General features: G+C 63.4%; 15 protein-coding genes. 14 read left to right on the forward strand and 1 reads right to left on the reverse strand.

The window, feature by feature from the left end; translation table 11 throughout:
* Positions 1-48: 48 nt before the first annotated feature.
* From LB554_RS05120 to LB554_RS05155, 8 genes are all read left to right on the forward strand, one after another.
* The gene (locus LB554_RS05120) at positions 49-639 is read left to right on the forward strand and encodes an amino acid synthesis family protein (RefSeq protein ID WP_041163678.1); all 591 of its coding nucleotides are present in this window, start codon (positions 49-51) and stop codon (positions 637-639) included.
* Between the two features lie 30 nt (positions 640-669).
* Positions 670-1,128, forward strand: a complete 459-nt coding sequence (locus tag LB554_RS05125; RefSeq protein ID WP_015315976.1) for a YbhB/YbcL family Raf kinase inhibitor-like protein — start codon at positions 670-672, stop codon at positions 1,126-1,128.
* A gap of 73 nt (positions 1,129-1,201) precedes the next feature.
* Positions 1,202-1,924 carry a class II aldolase/adducin family protein gene (locus LB554_RS05130; RefSeq protein WP_015315977.1) on the forward strand — a complete coding sequence of 241 codons (723 nt, stop codon included), beginning with the start codon at positions 1,202-1,204 and terminating at the stop codon, positions 1,922-1,924.
* A 113-nt stretch (positions 1,925-2,037) separates the two neighbouring features.
* Positions 2,038-3,675 carry a GMC family oxidoreductase gene (locus LB554_RS05135; protein ID WP_224583419.1) on the forward strand — a complete coding sequence of 546 codons (1,638 nt, stop codon included), beginning with the start codon at positions 2,038-2,040 and terminating at the stop codon, positions 3,673-3,675.
* On the forward strand, positions 3,675-4,604 hold the full coding sequence (gene fhmpcd1, locus LB554_RS05140; protein ID WP_224583401.1) for a 5-formyl-3-hydroxy-2-methylpyridine 4-carboxylate 5-dehydrogenase: 930 nt from the start codon (positions 3,675-3,677) through the stop codon (positions 4,602-4,604). The genes LB554_RS05135 and fhmpcd1 overlap by 1 nt, the downstream gene beginning before the upstream one ends.
* A gap of 60 nt (positions 4,605-4,664) precedes the next feature.
* Positions 4,665-5,495 carry an ABC transporter ATP-binding protein gene (locus LB554_RS05145; RefSeq protein WP_140665227.1) on the forward strand — a complete coding sequence of 277 codons (831 nt, stop codon included), beginning with the start codon at positions 4,665-4,667 and terminating at the stop codon, positions 5,493-5,495.
* Entirely contained in the window at positions 5,492-6,307 is an 816-nt protein-coding gene (locus LB554_RS05150; protein WP_015315981.1) for an ABC transporter permease, read from the forward strand. Before LB554_RS05145 ends, LB554_RS05150 begins: the two co-directional genes overlap by 4 nt.
* 38 nt (positions 6,308-6,345) lie before the next feature.
* A complete protein-coding gene (locus LB554_RS05155) occupies positions 6,346-7,353 on the forward strand; it encodes an ABC transporter substrate-binding protein (RefSeq protein WP_224583404.1) in 1,008 nt (335 codons plus the stop codon).
* Positions 7,354-7,388: 35 nt separating this feature from the next.
* Here the strand turns inward: LB554_RS05155 and LB554_RS05160 are convergent, their stop codons facing one another.
* The gene (locus LB554_RS05160; protein WP_140617627.1) at positions 7,389-7,814 is read right to left on the reverse strand and encodes a hypothetical protein; all 426 of its coding nucleotides are present in this window, start codon (positions 7,812-7,814) and stop codon (positions 7,389-7,391) included.
* Positions 7,815-7,912: 98 nt separating this feature from the next.
* Here LB554_RS05160 and LB554_RS05165 point away from each other — a divergent pair, with 98 nt between their 5' ends.
* From LB554_RS05165 to ppaT, 6 genes are all read left to right on the forward strand, one after another.
* The gene (locus tag LB554_RS05165; RefSeq protein WP_224530117.1) at positions 7,913-8,941 is read left to right on the forward strand and encodes a putative B6 ABC transporter substrate-binding protein; all 1,029 of its coding nucleotides are present in this window, start codon (positions 7,913-7,915) and stop codon (positions 8,939-8,941) included.
* A gap of 78 nt (positions 8,942-9,019) precedes the next feature.
* Positions 9,020-10,588 carry a putative B6 ABC transporter ATP-binding protein gene (locus LB554_RS05170; protein WP_224583406.1) on the forward strand — a complete coding sequence of 523 codons (1,569 nt, stop codon included), beginning with the start codon at positions 9,020-9,022 and terminating at the stop codon, positions 10,586-10,588.
* Positions 10,585-11,682 (forward strand): putative B6 ABC transporter permease subunit 2, encoded by a 1,098-nt coding sequence (locus LB554_RS05175; RefSeq protein ID WP_015315986.1) that lies wholly within the window; start codon positions 10,585-10,587, stop codon positions 11,680-11,682. Before LB554_RS05170 ends, LB554_RS05175 begins: the two co-directional genes overlap by 4 nt.
* A gap of 3 nt (positions 11,683-11,685) precedes the next feature.
* Positions 11,686-12,621, forward strand: a complete 936-nt coding sequence (locus LB554_RS05180) for a putative B6 ABC transporter permease subunit 1 (RefSeq protein WP_140617631.1) — start codon at positions 11,686-11,688, stop codon at positions 12,619-12,621.
* Between the two features lie 48 nt (positions 12,622-12,669).
* Positions 12,670-13,476, forward strand: coding sequence for a 4-pyridoxolactonase (gene pldA / locus LB554_RS05185; protein ID WP_224583408.1), 807 nt, complete (start codon positions 12,670-12,672; stop codon positions 13,474-13,476).
* A gap of 26 nt (positions 13,477-13,502) precedes the next feature.
* Positions 13,503-14,681, forward strand: a complete 1,179-nt coding sequence (ppaT, locus tag LB554_RS05190) for a pyridoxamine--pyruvate transaminase (protein WP_224583410.1) — start codon at positions 13,503-13,505, stop codon at positions 14,679-14,681.
* Positions 14,682-14,714 lie beyond the last annotated feature (33 nt).

Here is a 14,714-nt window from a genome sequence, read left to right on the forward strand (position 1 = left end):
CGCATTAATCGGCGCGCGCGCAAGCTGCGCTCCCTTCAGGAGATAAAGATGAACTATTCCAGTGAAGTCGAACGGGATTACGATGTCAGGGGGTGGTACGCCTCGGTCCAGGAAAGCCGGCATGATGGCGGCCAGCCTGGCGAGACCCTCGTCAAAGTCGCGACTGGCGTGGTCATCCGCAATCCGTTCGCCGGAAAGTTCGTCGCCGAACTGTCCGACCTGACCAATCCCAGTTCAGCCATCGGTCATGCGCTCGGCGAGCGGGCCGTGGCGCTGCTCGGCAACAGGCCGGTCGAAAGCTATGGCAAAGGCGGTATCGCGGGCACATCCGGCGAGCAGGAACATGTCGTCGCCTGCATCACCACGGTGTTCGGAGATCCGCTGCGCCAGCAAGTGGGCGGCGGCAAGGCCTGGATCTCGTCGGTCAGCAAGGTCGCCGCGGCCGGCACATCCATCGATATCCCGCTTGCCCACAAGGACGAGCTCTACATCCGTTCCCACTATGATGCCGTCACATTTTCGGTGCCGGATGGCCCGCGCCCCGATGAGCTTTTGATCTGCGTGGCCGTCGCATCGGGTCCGCGCGTTCATCAGCGCGTCGGGGGCAAATCCGTCGCCGACCTCAAGGCCGGTGTCTAGTTCGATCGAAATTGGCGAAGGACGAATTCCATGCCCCTGAACATCAAGGACCTCAAGATTACGTCGGCGGATTTCAAGCCGCTCGGGAAGTTGCGCGACGAGCATGCCGGCGACAAAGGCAATGTGTTGCCCAGGCTTACGGTCAGCGGCGTCCCCGCGGGCACGAAGGAACTCGCGGTCATCTGCCATGATCCCGACGCGCCCTTGCCCAACGGCTTCACCCATTGGGTCGTCTACGGCATCGATCCGTCGACCACCGATCTTTCGGACGCGCAGGAAAAGTTTCGCGTCGGGCCAAACGGCGCCGGCGGCAAGCAGTATTACGGGCCCCAGCCGCCCGCAGGCCATGGAGAACATCACTATTACTTCTGGGTCTATGCCCTGGACACCAAGGTCGAAGGGACGCCTACCAGGGAGGAGTTCCTGCAGAAATACGCCGGGAACATCATCGAGCAAAACCGGATCGTTGGCCTCTACGAAAACAAGTGAAATCCGCGACGCCGGCGACCGATAACTAAGAATAAAAATGGTCGCCAGCTCCGCGAAATGGGAGAATTTGGAAATGAAAGACAACAGCCCAGCGCACCAGACGGTCTTCGAAGAGCTGGTCACGGCGACGAAGATCCTTCTGAACGAAGGCATCATGGATACGTTCGGGCACATCAGTGCCCGTGACCCCCAGGATCCCCAAAGCTTCTTCCTGGCGCAGAAGCTTGCTCCGAGCCTGATAACCGTCGACGACATCCAGCGTTTCAATCTCGACGGCGAGACGTCGGACAATCGCCCGTCCTATCTTGAGCGCTACATCCACAGCGAGATCTACAAGGCGCGGCCCGACGTCCAATGTGTGCTCCACACCCATTCTCCGGCTGTCCTGCCGTACTGCTTCGTCGACACGCCGCTTCGGCCGGTCACCCACATGGGAGCTTTCATCGGCGAGAAAGTCCCGGTCTACGAGATTCGCGACAAGAATGGCGACGAGACGGATCTCTTCGGCGGCAGCCCCGGGATCTGCGCTGATATCGCCGAAAGTCTCGGCAACCAGACAGTGGTGCTCATGGCGCGGCATGGCGTCGTCAATGTCGGCAACTCCGTGCGTGAGGTCGTCTTCCGGGCCTTCTATCTCGAGCAGGAAGCGGCAGCGCTCACGGCCGGCCTGCGGATCGGCAACATCAAATATCTGTCGCCGGGCGAGATAAGGACGGCAGGAAAACTCGTCGGCGCCCAGATCGATCGAGGATGGAATCACTGGTCGCAGCGTCTGAGAGAGGCCGGCCTGGCCTAGTGCCGGCCGCCTAGAGGAATACCTAGTCCATCCGGCCCTGGCCGGGACGGTCCAGGCTCGGTTTCAATAGTTCCCTGGCGCAGGAGCGCCGGACCAAGGCAATGAAACGCACCATGCCGCACGCGGAAAGTTACGACTACATCATCGTTGGGGCCGGATCGGCCGGTTGCGTGCTCGCCAACCGGCTGAGCGCCGATCCCGGATGTTCGGTGCTGCTGCTCGAGGCCGGCGGCTGGGATCGTGACCCCATGATCCACATCCCGCTTGGCTGGGGCAAGATCCTGACCGAGCGACGTCACGACTGGATGTATTTCTGCGAACCGGAAGACAATGTCGGCGGACGCAGGGTCGAGTGCGCCCGCGGCAAGGTGATCGGCGGGTCGTCGTCGACCAACGCCATGGCCTATGTGCGGGGAAATCGCGGCGATTACGACCGTTGGGCGGCCAGCGGGCTCCATGACTGGTCGTACGACAAGGTGCTGCCCTATTTCCGCAAGCAGGAAAGCTGGGAAGGAGGCGCGAACCATTTTCGCGGCGGCAATGGCCCGGTCAGCACCCAGTTCTGCCGTTACAAGGACCCGCTGATCGACGCGTTTGCGCAGGCCAGCGTGCAGGCGGGATATCCACAGACGGACGATTACAATGGTGAGCGGCAGGAAGGTTTCGGCCGGCTCCAGATGACGATCTCGAACGGTCGGCGCAGTTCGACCGCGTCCGCCTATCTGCGGCCGGCCCTGAAGCGACCCAATTTGACCGTGCTGACCGGAGCGACGGCGACGAAGATCACGCTGGAGGGCACACGCGCCACCGGCGTGGTTGTGAACCATGGCGGCGGCCAACGGTCGGTCGTCGCCCGCAGGGAAGTCCTGCTCTCGGGCGGCGTCATCAACACGCCGCAACTTCTGATGCTGTCCGGCATAGGGGCGCCAGAGGAACTGGCGACGCACGGTATCCAGACGCGGGTCAACCTGCCGGCGGTCGGCAAGAACCTGCAGGATCACGTCTCGGTCATTCTCATGTACCGGCGCCGGGCTCCGGGCGGCCCTTTCCTTCGCAACATGCGTGCCGACCGGATTGGGTTCGATTTCGCCAAGACCTACTTCACGGGACGTGGTTTCTCGGGAGATGTGCCCGGCGGGGTCGTCGCGTTCCTGAAAAGCGGCCCGGAGCGTCCGTTGCCGGATGTGCAACTGCTGTTCACGGCCGCCCCGCTCGCCGCGTGGCCGTATTTCGAGCCGTTCAAGGCGCCATTTCCGGACGGGTTCGCCACACGGATCGTGGCGACGCAGCCTGAAAGCCGGGGCGCGGTGAAATTGGCCTCGGCCGATCCTCTCGCGGCGCCACTGATCCACCAGAATTTCCTCGCCTCGCCGAAGGACTGGCAGTCGCTTCGGGCCGGCTTCCGAGTGGCGAGGGACCTCGCGTCGCAGCCCTCCATGCAGCCCTTCATCGAGGCGGAGTTTTTCCCTGGCCCGAAATGCCAGAGCGACGACGAGATCGATGAGCATATCCGCAAGACGTCCATCACCGTGCATCACCCGGCGGGAACCTGCCGGATGGGCGCCGACGCGGCCTCGGTCGTCGACCCGCACTTGCGGCTTCGTGGCGTCGACGGCCTGAGGGTGGTGGACGCTTCCGTCATGCCCGACCTGGTCTGCGGAAACATCAACGCGGCGGTGATCATGATTGCCGAGAAAGCCGCCGATCTCATCGCGGCATCAAAAGCGGCAACGCAAAGCAGGGCAGCATAATGATCCAGCGTATCGCCATCATCGGTCTGGGTACGATGGGGCCTGGCATGGCCGCCCGGCTCGCCAGGGGCGGCCTGCAGGTCGTCGCCTACGACGTTGCCCCGGCTGCGATCGAGCGCGCGGGGTCCATGCTGGGCGTGGCCGAGAGCGTTCTCGACGCCCTGGGTATCGCGGCGCCACCGGCCGGCGCCGGAACGGTCCGCTTCACGGATGACATCGCAGACGCGGTATCGGGCGCCGACCTCGTCATCGAGAACGTTCCTGAAAACATTTCGATCAAGGCCGATGTCTATCGCACGATCGACAGCCTGATCGCATCGGACACAATCGTGGCGTCCGACACGTCGGGCATCCCGATCACCAAGCTGCAGGCGCACATCTCCCATCCCGAGCGGATGGTGGGCATGCACTGGTCGAACCCGCCGCATATCATCCCGATGATCGAGGTGATCGCAGGCGAAAAGACCGCGCCGCGTATCGTGACGACGATTCGCGACCTGATCCGCTCGATCGGCCTCTTGCCGGTGGTGGTGAAGAAGGATGTTCCGGGCTTCGTCGAAAACCGCGTGCTCTATGCGTTGCTGCGCGAGGCGGTCGACCTTGTCGAGCGCGGTGTCATCGAGCCGGAAGATCTCGACACCTGCGTGTCCTGGGGCATCGGCTACAAGATCGCGGTGATCGGGCCGATGGCGCTGCTCGATATGGCGGGCCTCGATATCTACAAGTCCGTCTCGTCCTTCCTCAACGCCGATCTCTCCAATCGCGACGATGTCGCGCCGATGGTGCTGGAAAAGACGAACGCGTCGAAGCTCGGCATCAAGTCGGGGGAGGGCATGTTCTCCTACACGCCCGAGCAGACAAAGGCGCTGCAAGGCGAACGGGCGCGCAAGCTCGTCGCGGTGCGGCGGATCCTGGAGGGCCGGGAGTAGCCATGACACATCGTGCTCACAAGCCCGGTCGGGTTGGGGTACCGCATGGAGGGCCAAGCCATGCGTGTTGAAACCATCCGGGCAGCCGGTGGCCGGCCGGCCCATATACGTCACGACGACCTGATCTCCGCCAAGGGCGTTTCGGTGGTCATGGCCAAGCAATTGGTTCTGCAGAACATCGATCTTTCGGTACCGAAGGGATCGTTTGTTTCTCTCATTGGTCCTTCCGGCTGCGGCAAGAGCACCTTGCTGAAGGTTCTGGCCGGACTTGTAAATCCGACAAGCGGCAGCGTTTCGATCGCCGGGCTTTCGCCGGTCGAGGCGGCGCGCAAACGCATGATCGGCCTCGTCTTCCAGGACGCCAACCTTTTGCCGTGGAAGAACGCCGTCGACAACGCTTCCATGCTGCTAGGTATCGCCGACAAGTCGCTTTCGCGCGCGCAACTACGGACGCGCGGACAGGAGATGCTTGAGCTGGTGGGCCTGGGCGACAGCGCCCACAAGCGTCCGAACGAATTGTCAGGCGGCATGCGCCAGCGCGTCGCTATCGCGCGGGCGCTGGCGCTCGATCCGGCGGTGCTGCTGATGGACGAGCCGTTCGGCGCGCTCGACGCCATTACCCGCGACCAGATGGGTCAGTCGCTGCTGGAGATCTGGCAGCGCACCGGCAAGACCATCGTTCTTGTCACCCACTCCATCGACGAGGCCATTCATTTGTCTCGCCATGTTCATGTGCTGGGGATCAAGCCGGGCCGGATCACCGAAAGCCTCGATATTGGCCTGCCCTATCCGCGCGATCTGTCGGTGACGGAAGATCCGGAGTTCGTCAGGCTGGTGGTTCAACTGCGCACCATGCTGCGCGCCAGCCACCAACCGGGAGGCGTGTCATGAGCGATCAACCCATCACCAATCCCTCCGACTCGCGGTTTGCCTCGAGTTGGGTGGCCGCGACCGGCAGCTGGCTGCCGGCGGTCATACTTTTGCTGGCGACGATCGTCGTATGGGAAGCCGTGGTGCGGATTTTCGCCATCTCCGCCTTCATCATTCCCGCTCCGTCCGAAATCGCGCAATCGCTGGTCGCGCAATGGGCAACGCTGATGCAGGCGACGCTGGTGACGGCAGGCGAGATCCTGTTCGGGTTCCTTGTCTCCGTCGTGGTCGGCGTCGCCATTGCGCTGGTCATCGTGCGCTTCGACTGGCTGGGGCGAGCGCTTTATCCGCTGGTGGTGTTGTTCCAGAACGTGCCGAAGGTGGCGCTGGCGCCGATCTTCATTCTCTGGTTCGGCTATGGGCTCGCGCCCAAGATCGGCCTGATCCTGGTCATCGCCTTCTTCCCGGTGACATTGTCGATGCTGGCCGGCATGCAGTCGGTCGATCGCTCGCTGCTGTCGCTGATGAACTCGGTCGGCGCCAGCCCGACGCAGATCCTGTTCAGGATCCGCGTTCCGCATTCGCTGCCGAACCTGATGGCGGGAACCAAGATCGCGGCCACGCTGAGCGTGATCGGCGCCATCGTCGGCGAATTCGCCGGTGCCTCGGACGGCTTAGGCTACGTCATCCAGTTCGCCTCGACCCAGCTCGACACGGCGCTGGTCTTCGCGGCGCTGCTGCTCGTCTCCGTGCTCGGCATCGCCTTCTACTACGCCGCCGAAATCCTCGAACGCATCGTGGTGCCATGGGCACCGAAATTCAGCCAGGCCTAGGCCTCTCGATCAACCACCGTCAATAAAAGGGAACAAAAATGCTGAGCTCACTTATCAAGGTAGCCACGCTTGCGGCCTTTGCCGGCGCGCTTGGCTTCTCGAACGCGACGCTGGCGGCTGACAAGATCACCGTCCAACTCGATTGGGTGGTGCGCGGCAACCATGCCATGTTCTTCGTCGGCAAGGAAAAAGGCTTCTTCGCCAAGAACGACATCGACGTTGCCGAAATCCGCAAGGGTTCGGGTTCGCCGGATGCCATGCGGCTGGTGGGCAACGGGAACGCGGATTTCGGTTTCGGCGATCTTCCCACGCTCGCCGTGGCCCGCTCGCAGAGCGTTCCGGTGGTGGCGGTGGCAGCCGTCAACCAGCACTCGCCGCTGGCAATCATGTCGCTCGCCAAGACGGTGAAGCTCACCAAGCCGGCCGATCTCAAGGGCCTGACCATCGGCATTCATCCAGCGGGCTCGACCTACATCTTTTTCAAGGGCTTCCTGGCGGCCAACGGCCTGACCGAAAAGGACATGACGCTGAACAGCGTCTCGCCGCCCTATGAAAGCTATCTGCTTCTCGGCCGGGTCCAGACGGTGGTCGGCTATGTCGACGCCGAGGTTCCCGAACTGGAGGCCAAGGCGGGCGGTCCCGGTTCGCTCAGCATCATGATGGGCGCCGACCATGGCTGGAAGGCTTATGGCTCCGGCCTGTTCACCTCGGAGACAATGATCAAGGACAAGCCGGACGTCGTCGCCCGTTTCGTCAAGGCCTACAGGGAAGCCTTCGACTATGTTGTCGCCCATCCGGAAGAAGCCGGCGAGATCACTGCCAAGGCTGCTCCAGGCTATGCCGACAAGAAGGATGTGCTGCTGGCGCAGATCAACGCCGACATCGCCTCCACCTTCACCAGCCCCGACACCAAGGACCACGGCCTCGGCTGGATGACGAAGACGCAGTGGGAGGAAACGCTGAAGACGCTCACCGACCAGGGCGTGCTCAAAGCCGCGCTATCGGCCGACGACGTCTTCACCGACAAGTTCCTGGCGAAGGAATAGGGCACGATGGCCCGGACGGACCGATCAATGAGCGCCTACCGGCATGCCAGGCTGTCCTGCTCCATGCCGCAGGACACCTCGCGCTCGCCTTTGGCGGCGTCGGTTCGGTCGAGCGCGATCTGCCCGCGCGTGGCATATGCGCGACCCGCGAGGCCACACCACAGGCGCTCGACCGGCAGGTTTTCGCGCTTGTCGTTGAGGATGGTGAAGGTGCCGGTCTTGGGATCGAACCAGAGTTCGACACGAGCGCTCATGCCCGGCTCTATCGTCGCTATCCCTTCTGAATACCAGTGGGCGAAGTCGGCGTTGCAGGACACACCTTCCTTGCCGGCATTCGAAATCGTCAACGGCACCATATCGAGCCCGTCGGTGCCCTTGCGGACGATCACATGGTGCAACTCAACCGCGTTGGCAAGCGATGTGAACGCCAACATCACGGGGAGGACATAACGGATTTTCACTTTGCCTGAGCTCCATGGATAGCTTTCTCAGGCAGTCTATCTCGCTTGTGCGCAATAACAATAAAAATATTGATTGGAAATCAAACAGAGAGGGTAACATGTTAAAGATCCTGAAGGGTAGCGTAAGTGCATTAATACTGTCTGGTATCTTGACGGGCGGCGCGCTTGCCGGCGAAGTCAAGTCGATCGCCATCCTCACGCCTGAAGAAGGCACGGACTATGGCTGGAACCAGCAAGGCATCGACGCCGCCAAGGCAGCCGGCAAGGCAGCCGGCGTCGAGGTGGTCGTGGCGCAGGGCCTCGGCTATGGCGATGTCCGTCCGACGCTGCGCGAGCTCGCGTCCGACGGCGCCAGCCTGCTGATCGCGCATGCCAGCGGCTACAACACCTCGGCACCCGAGATCGCCAAGGAACTGAAGGTTCCGGTAGCGATCGTCGATACGCCGAACGGGCTGGAGAAAGGCCTCGTCGCCGACTACACGCTGAGCGGCCACCAGGGCGCCTATCTGGCCGGCCGTCTCGCCGCCAAGATGTCGCGCTCGAAGTCGGTCGGCATCGTCGTCTCCGGTGAACCGCCATCGTGGAACTCGCAATCGGCGGCGTTCGCGCAAGGGGTGAAGGCGGAGAACCCGGACGTCAAGATCACCTATGCGGTGATCGGGCCGGCCGCCTACAGTGACGCTGCCGGCGGCAAGCGCGTCACCGAAAGCGTCATCGCCTCGGGCGCCGACATCATTTTCGGCCAGGGCAACGGCTCCAGCTTCGGTATGCTGCAGGCAGTCGAGACGACAAAGGCCGCCGATGGCGGCAAGGTCTATTTCATCGACGTCATCGGCGACAAGTCGCCAATCGACAAGGGCTTCCTGCTGTCGTCGGTGGTGTGGAACATCGAACCGGTCTACGCGGCGATGATCGCCGACCTGAAGGCCGACACGTTTGGTACCAAGCATTATTCGATCGGCCTCAAGGACGATTCCGTGCAGTTGCTGAAGACCGCCGCCATCCCCGACAACGTCTGGAGCGAAATCCAGGCGCTGCGCGAGGACGTCATTTCCGGCAAGATCAAGGTCGAGCCAGTCTATGACGCGGCCGCCGTCAGGGCACTGATGACAAGCGTCGCCCAGTAAGGCGATCAGAAGTCGGCTGCCGGAGGGGCGATCGGTTCGCCCCTCCGGATATTTCCCGTTTTCCAGTGCTGGGCTTTCATGAGCAGTCTTTCTTCATCGCCCGTCGATAGCCGCGACATCGTCGCGCTCGAAGCCGTGACCAAACGCTTTCCCGGCATCGTCGCCAACGACAGCGTCGACCTGTCGATCCATCCTGGCGAGGTGCATGTACTGCTCGGCGAGAACGGCGCGGGAAAATCCACCTTGATCGGCATGCTGTCGGGCCTGCAGCAGCCGGACGAGGGGCGCATACTTGTCGACGGCAAGCCGACGCCGATCACGTCGCCGCGCCATGCGCTGGCGCTTGGCATCGGAACGGTGTTCCAACACATGATGCTGGTGCCCACCCTGACGGTCGCCGAGAACCTGCTTCTTGGCGGGCCCTGGTGGCAGCGTCCGAGGACCGAAGAGCTTGCGGCCCGCGTGGCCGAGATCACTGGCAGCCTCGGCATCACAGTAAAACTGCATGCCAAGGTTTCGGAACTCTCGCTCGGTGAGCAGCAGCAAGTCGAAATCCTGCGCGCCATGGTGCGCAACAGCCGGGTGCTGATCCTCGACGAATCCACCTCGATGCTGACGCCGAAGGGCATCGAGGAACTTGGCGCGCTGATGCGGCGCCTCGTCGAACAGGGATTGGCGATCGTCTTCATCACCCACAAGCTCAAGGAGGCGGCCGCCTTCGGCGACCGCATCTCGGTTCTCAAGCTCGGCCGCAAGGTGGGCGAGATCCCGCCCGAGCGGTTTCGCGCACTCGGCGAGCAGGAGATTATTTCCGAGATCGTGGAGCTGATGTTCGGCAAGCAGAAGGACGATCCCGAAGCGGTCGAACGTTCGGCCCGCGCGGTCGATGCCAGTGCCGCGCCCCTGCTTCAGGTCGCGGATCTCACGGTCGCGCCGACCGACAATGTACCCGGCCTGTCGTCGATCTCCTTCGACATCCGCCCGGGCGAGATACTCGGCATCGCTGGTATCGATGGCAACGGCCAGAAACAGCTGGCGGAGGCCTTGGCCGGTCAACGGGTGGCGACCAGCGGCTCGGTCCGGCTGGAGGGCACCGCCATCGAGGCCCTGAGCGTCGGCGAACGCCGCCAGCGCGGCCTTCGCTATTTGACTGACGACCGGCTGGGCGAGGGCACCGTCGGCACGTTCCCGGTCTCCATCAACTTCTTCCTCAAGCAAGTCGGGGCGGCGCCCTTCTGGCGCAGCGGCGTCGAGCAGCGCGCCGAGATCGACAGGCGTGCCGCCGAGCTGGTGCGCGAATACGATGTGCGTACGCCAAGCTTGAAGACGCCCGTTGCCCGGCTCTCCGGCGGCAACATCCAGAAGGTGCTGCTGGCGCGGGAACTGGCCGAAGGCGCCAAGGTGGTGATCTTCAACAAGCCGACCTATGGGCTCGATCTCGCCAACACGCTGGCCTCGCGCCAGCGCATCCGCGACACGGCGGCACGCGGCCTCGCCGTGCTCCTGATCTCCACCGACCTCGAGGAACTGCTCAGCATGTGCGACCGTATCGCCGTCATTGCCAATGGTGCGCTGGTCGGCACCGTCGCCAATGTCGACGACGCCCGTACCAGGGTTGGTCGCCTGATGATCGGACTTGCCGCATGAGCATCGACACCGCACCCGCCGCCGGCGCCACCGCACTCGATGCCACGAGCGCCGCCGCCACGCGGCGCGACATAGTGCACCGGCTGCTGATGACACTTGGGCCGATTCTTGCCGCCCTCGTCATCGCCGGCTGTATCCTGCTTGCCGTCGGCGTCGACCCGCTCGCTTACTATGGCTATGTGCTGGAGAAGGGCCTCTTCTCGCCGCTCGGCATCCAGCAGACGCTGACGCGCATGGCGCCACTGCTGTTTCTCGCCGCCGGCCTGATCGTTGCCTTTCGCGCCGGCATGTGGAACCTCGGCGGCGACGGTCAGTTCCTGCTCGGCGCCGTCACGGCGGCGGCCAGCGCTCCCGTGCTGGTGCAGGTCATGCCAGCCTGGCTGGCGTTGTTCTGCGCGTTCCTGATTGCCATGCTGGTGGCCATGATCTGGTCGCTGGTGCCGGCGCTGCTGCGCGCCTATCAGGGTGTCAACGAGATCATCACCACGCTGATGATGACGTTCCTCGGCACGTCGCTCGCCAATGTGCTGGTCAAGCTGGTGTTTCGCGATCCCGGCACGACCGTGCCGCAGACCCGCACGCTGCCGGTGGAAGACCGGCTGCCGCGCCTGTTCGAAACCACCATCACCAGTGGCCTGCTGCTCGGCCTGGCGGTAATCATCATCGTGCATCTGGTGATGACGCGTACGGCATTCGGGCTGAAACTGAGGATCGTCGGCGCCAATCCGCGCGCCGCGGTTCATGCGGGGCTGGGCGTGCCCGGCCTGACGATTGCCGTCTTTGCCATTTCCGCCGGGCTCGCCGGCCTTGCCGGCGCTGTCGACATCATCGGCGTGCAAGGCAATGTTCGCGCCGACTGGAATCCAGCCTATGGGCTGGCGGTCATTCCGGCCGTGTTTCTCGCCCGCATGAACGGCTTTGCCGCGATCGGCTTCGTGTTCCTGCTCTCCGTATTGTCGATCGGCGGCGAGAGCGCGGCGCGGCGGCTTGGCGTGCCCAATCACTTCACGCTGGTGCTGGTCTCCATCGTGCTGATCGTGCTCGCCTTGGCCGAATATGTCGACCACCGCTATCATCAGTCGAGAAAGGCGTAGGGCATGACCGGGCTCTTCAGCGAAGTCTTTCTCAGCGCATTGCTGTTTGGCGCCGTCACCGCCGCCATTCCGCTGCTGCTTGCCGGGCTCGGCGAGCAGATGTCGGAAAAGGCCGGCGTGCTCAACATCGGCATCGAGGGCATGATGCTGGCCGGCGCTTATCTCGGCTTCGTCGGCGCATTCTATTCGGGATCGCTGTGGCTAGGCTTCCTCACCGGCGCTGCGGGCGGCGTCGCGGTAGCGCTGATCATGGCGCTGCTTTGCGTGCGCATCGGGCTGAACCAGATCGTCATCGGCATCGCACTGACGCTTGGTCTCGAAGGCCTGACGGCGCTGCTCCATCATTTCCAGTTCTCGCGCAGCTATCCCCGCCTGCCGGCGGCGGACGCAACCGTCATTCCGCTGCTGTCGGACATTCCGGTGATCGGCCCGGCCTTCTTCAGGCATCACTTGATCGTCTATCTGGCGGTCGCCCTGGTGTTCGCCATGAGCCACCTCTACCGCCGCACGCAGCTCGGCCTCAACCTGCAGGCAGCGGGCGACAAGCCGGCCGCGCTCGATGTCGCCGGCATCGATGTCATCAGGACCCGTACCATCGCGGTGCTGACGACCGGCGCGCTGGCTGGGCTTGGGGGTGCCTATCTCGCCAATGTCGGAGCGGGCCTGTTCATTCCGTTCATCACCAATGGCGCCGGCTTTCTCGGCATCGTGCTGGCCATGCTGGCGCGGGGACGGCCGATCTGGGTGCTGTTCGGCGCTCTTCTGTTCGGCGTGTGCCTGTCGCTGACGACGGCCATGCAGGTGGCGGGCATCAACATACCGACCGATGTCATCCAGATGCTGCCGTTCCTGGCGGTGATGATCATGCTGGTGCTGTTCGGGCGGCGGGCCAGCCTGCCGGCGGCACTGGGCATTCCATACGAGCGCGGGGCGCGCTGAGAAAAACCAGACGCGCGGATGGAACCCGCGCCGGAAAAGGAGGCAACAATGTCGGATACCAAGGTCTACCTGCTCGACGGCGGCTCACTTGTCCTCGACGGCTATCATGTGTTCTGGAACCGTGGCCCAGGCGGCGAAGTGCGCTTCCCCGTCTATTCGATCCTGATCGAGCATGCCGAGGGCCGCTTCCTCATCGATACCGGCTATGACTACGACCACGTCATGAAGGTGCTGCCCTTCGAGAAGCCGATCCAGGAAAAGCACCAGACCATTCCCGGCGCGCTGGCGCTGCTCGGGCTGGAGCCGAAGGATATCGACGTCGTCGTCAATTCGCACTTCCATTTCGACCATTGCGGCGGCAACAAGTATTTCCCGCACGCCAAGAAGATCTGTCACCGTTCGGAGGTGCCGCAGGCGTGCAATCCGCAGCCTTTCGAACATCTCGGTTATTCCGATCTGAGCTTCTCGGCGGAAGCGGCGGAGGCACGTGGCGCGACCGCGCAATTGCTGGCAGGCACGACACGGGCCAACTCGACTTTCGAGGGCATCGACGGCGACATCGAGCTGGCCAAGGGCGTCAAGCTGATCTCAACCCCCGGCCACTCGATCGGCCATTACAGCCTTCTGGTCGAGTTTCCCAAGCGCAAGCCGATCATGTTCACGATCGACGCCGCCTACACGCAGAAGAGCCTGGAAACGCTTTGCCAGGCGGCCTTCCATATCGACCCGGTCGCGGGCGTCAATTCAATGCGCAGGGTGAAGAAACTTGCCGAGGATCACGGCGCCGAGCTGATGTACTCGCACGACATGGACAACTTCAAGACCTACAAAACCGGCACACAGTTCTACGGCTGATCGCCGCCAATCCGGAGACCAAGACCATGCGCTATCCAGATCACGCGGATCCGGTCCTCACGCTGACGGCGGGGCCAGTCAATGCCTATGCCGAGGTGCTGCGGGGCCTCGGCCGCACCGTGCTCTACGACTATGACCCGGCCTTCCAGCTCTTCTACGAGAAGGTCGTCGACAAGGCTCAAAAAGCGATGCGGCTTTCCAACAAGCCAGTCATCCTGCACGGAGAGCCGGTGCTGGGTCTCGAGGCGGCGGCGGCGTCGTTGATCACATCGGACGACATCGTGCTCAACCTTGCCTCGGGCGTCTACGGCAAGGGGTTCGGCTATTGGGCGAAGCGCTATACACCGCATCTCCTCGAAATCGAAGTGCCCTACAATGAGGTGATCGACCCGCAGGCGGTTGCCGCCATGCTGAAGTCGCATCCGGAAATCACTGTCGTCTCCGTCTGCCATCACGACACGCCGTCCGGCACGATCAACCCGATCGATGCCATCGGCGCGCTGGTGTCGGCGCATGGCGGCTACCTGATCGTCGATGCCGTCTCGTCTTTCGGTGGCATGAAGACGCATCCGGAGGACTGCAAGGCCGACATCTATGTGACCGGCCCGGGCAAATGTCTTGGCGCGCCGCCAGCGCTGACGATCATGGGGGTCAGCGACCGCGCCTGGGCCAAGATGAAGGCCAACAAGGCGGCGCCCCGGGCCTCGATGCTGAGCATCGTCGACTGGGAGAACGCCTGGTCGCGCGACAAGCCATTCCCCTTCACGCCCTCGGTGGCCGAAGTGAACGGCCTCGATGTGGCGCTCGATCTCTATCTCAACGAGGGACCGGAAGCGGTTTGGGCGCGCCATGCACTGACGGCCAAGGCCATGCGGGCCGGCGTCGTCGCCATGGGCCTGTCGATCTGGGCCGCCAGCGATGCAATCGCCTCGCCGAGCACCACGGCTGTTCGCACACCCGACGGTGTCGACGAGAAAGCGCTTCGCCAGGCAGCACGCGCCCGCTACGGCGTGGTGTTTTCGTCGGGTCGCGGCGAAACTTTGGGGAAGCTTACACGCATCGGCCATATGGGCCCGACGGCACAGCCGATCTATGCGATCGCGGCGCTGACGGCGCTTGGCGGCGCCATGAACGCGGCAGGCCAGAAGCTTGCGGTCGGCAAGGGCATCGACGCGGCGCTGGCGGTGATCGACGCCGACGCCTGAACAGACATCAACAGACTGCGCATTGAGGGAGAA

This window comes from Mesorhizobium sp. CO1-1-11 (assembly GCF_020164995.1).
In the GTDB taxonomy this organism is placed as follows: domain Bacteria; phylum Pseudomonadota; class Alphaproteobacteria; order Rhizobiales; family Rhizobiaceae; genus Mesorhizobium; species Mesorhizobium australicum.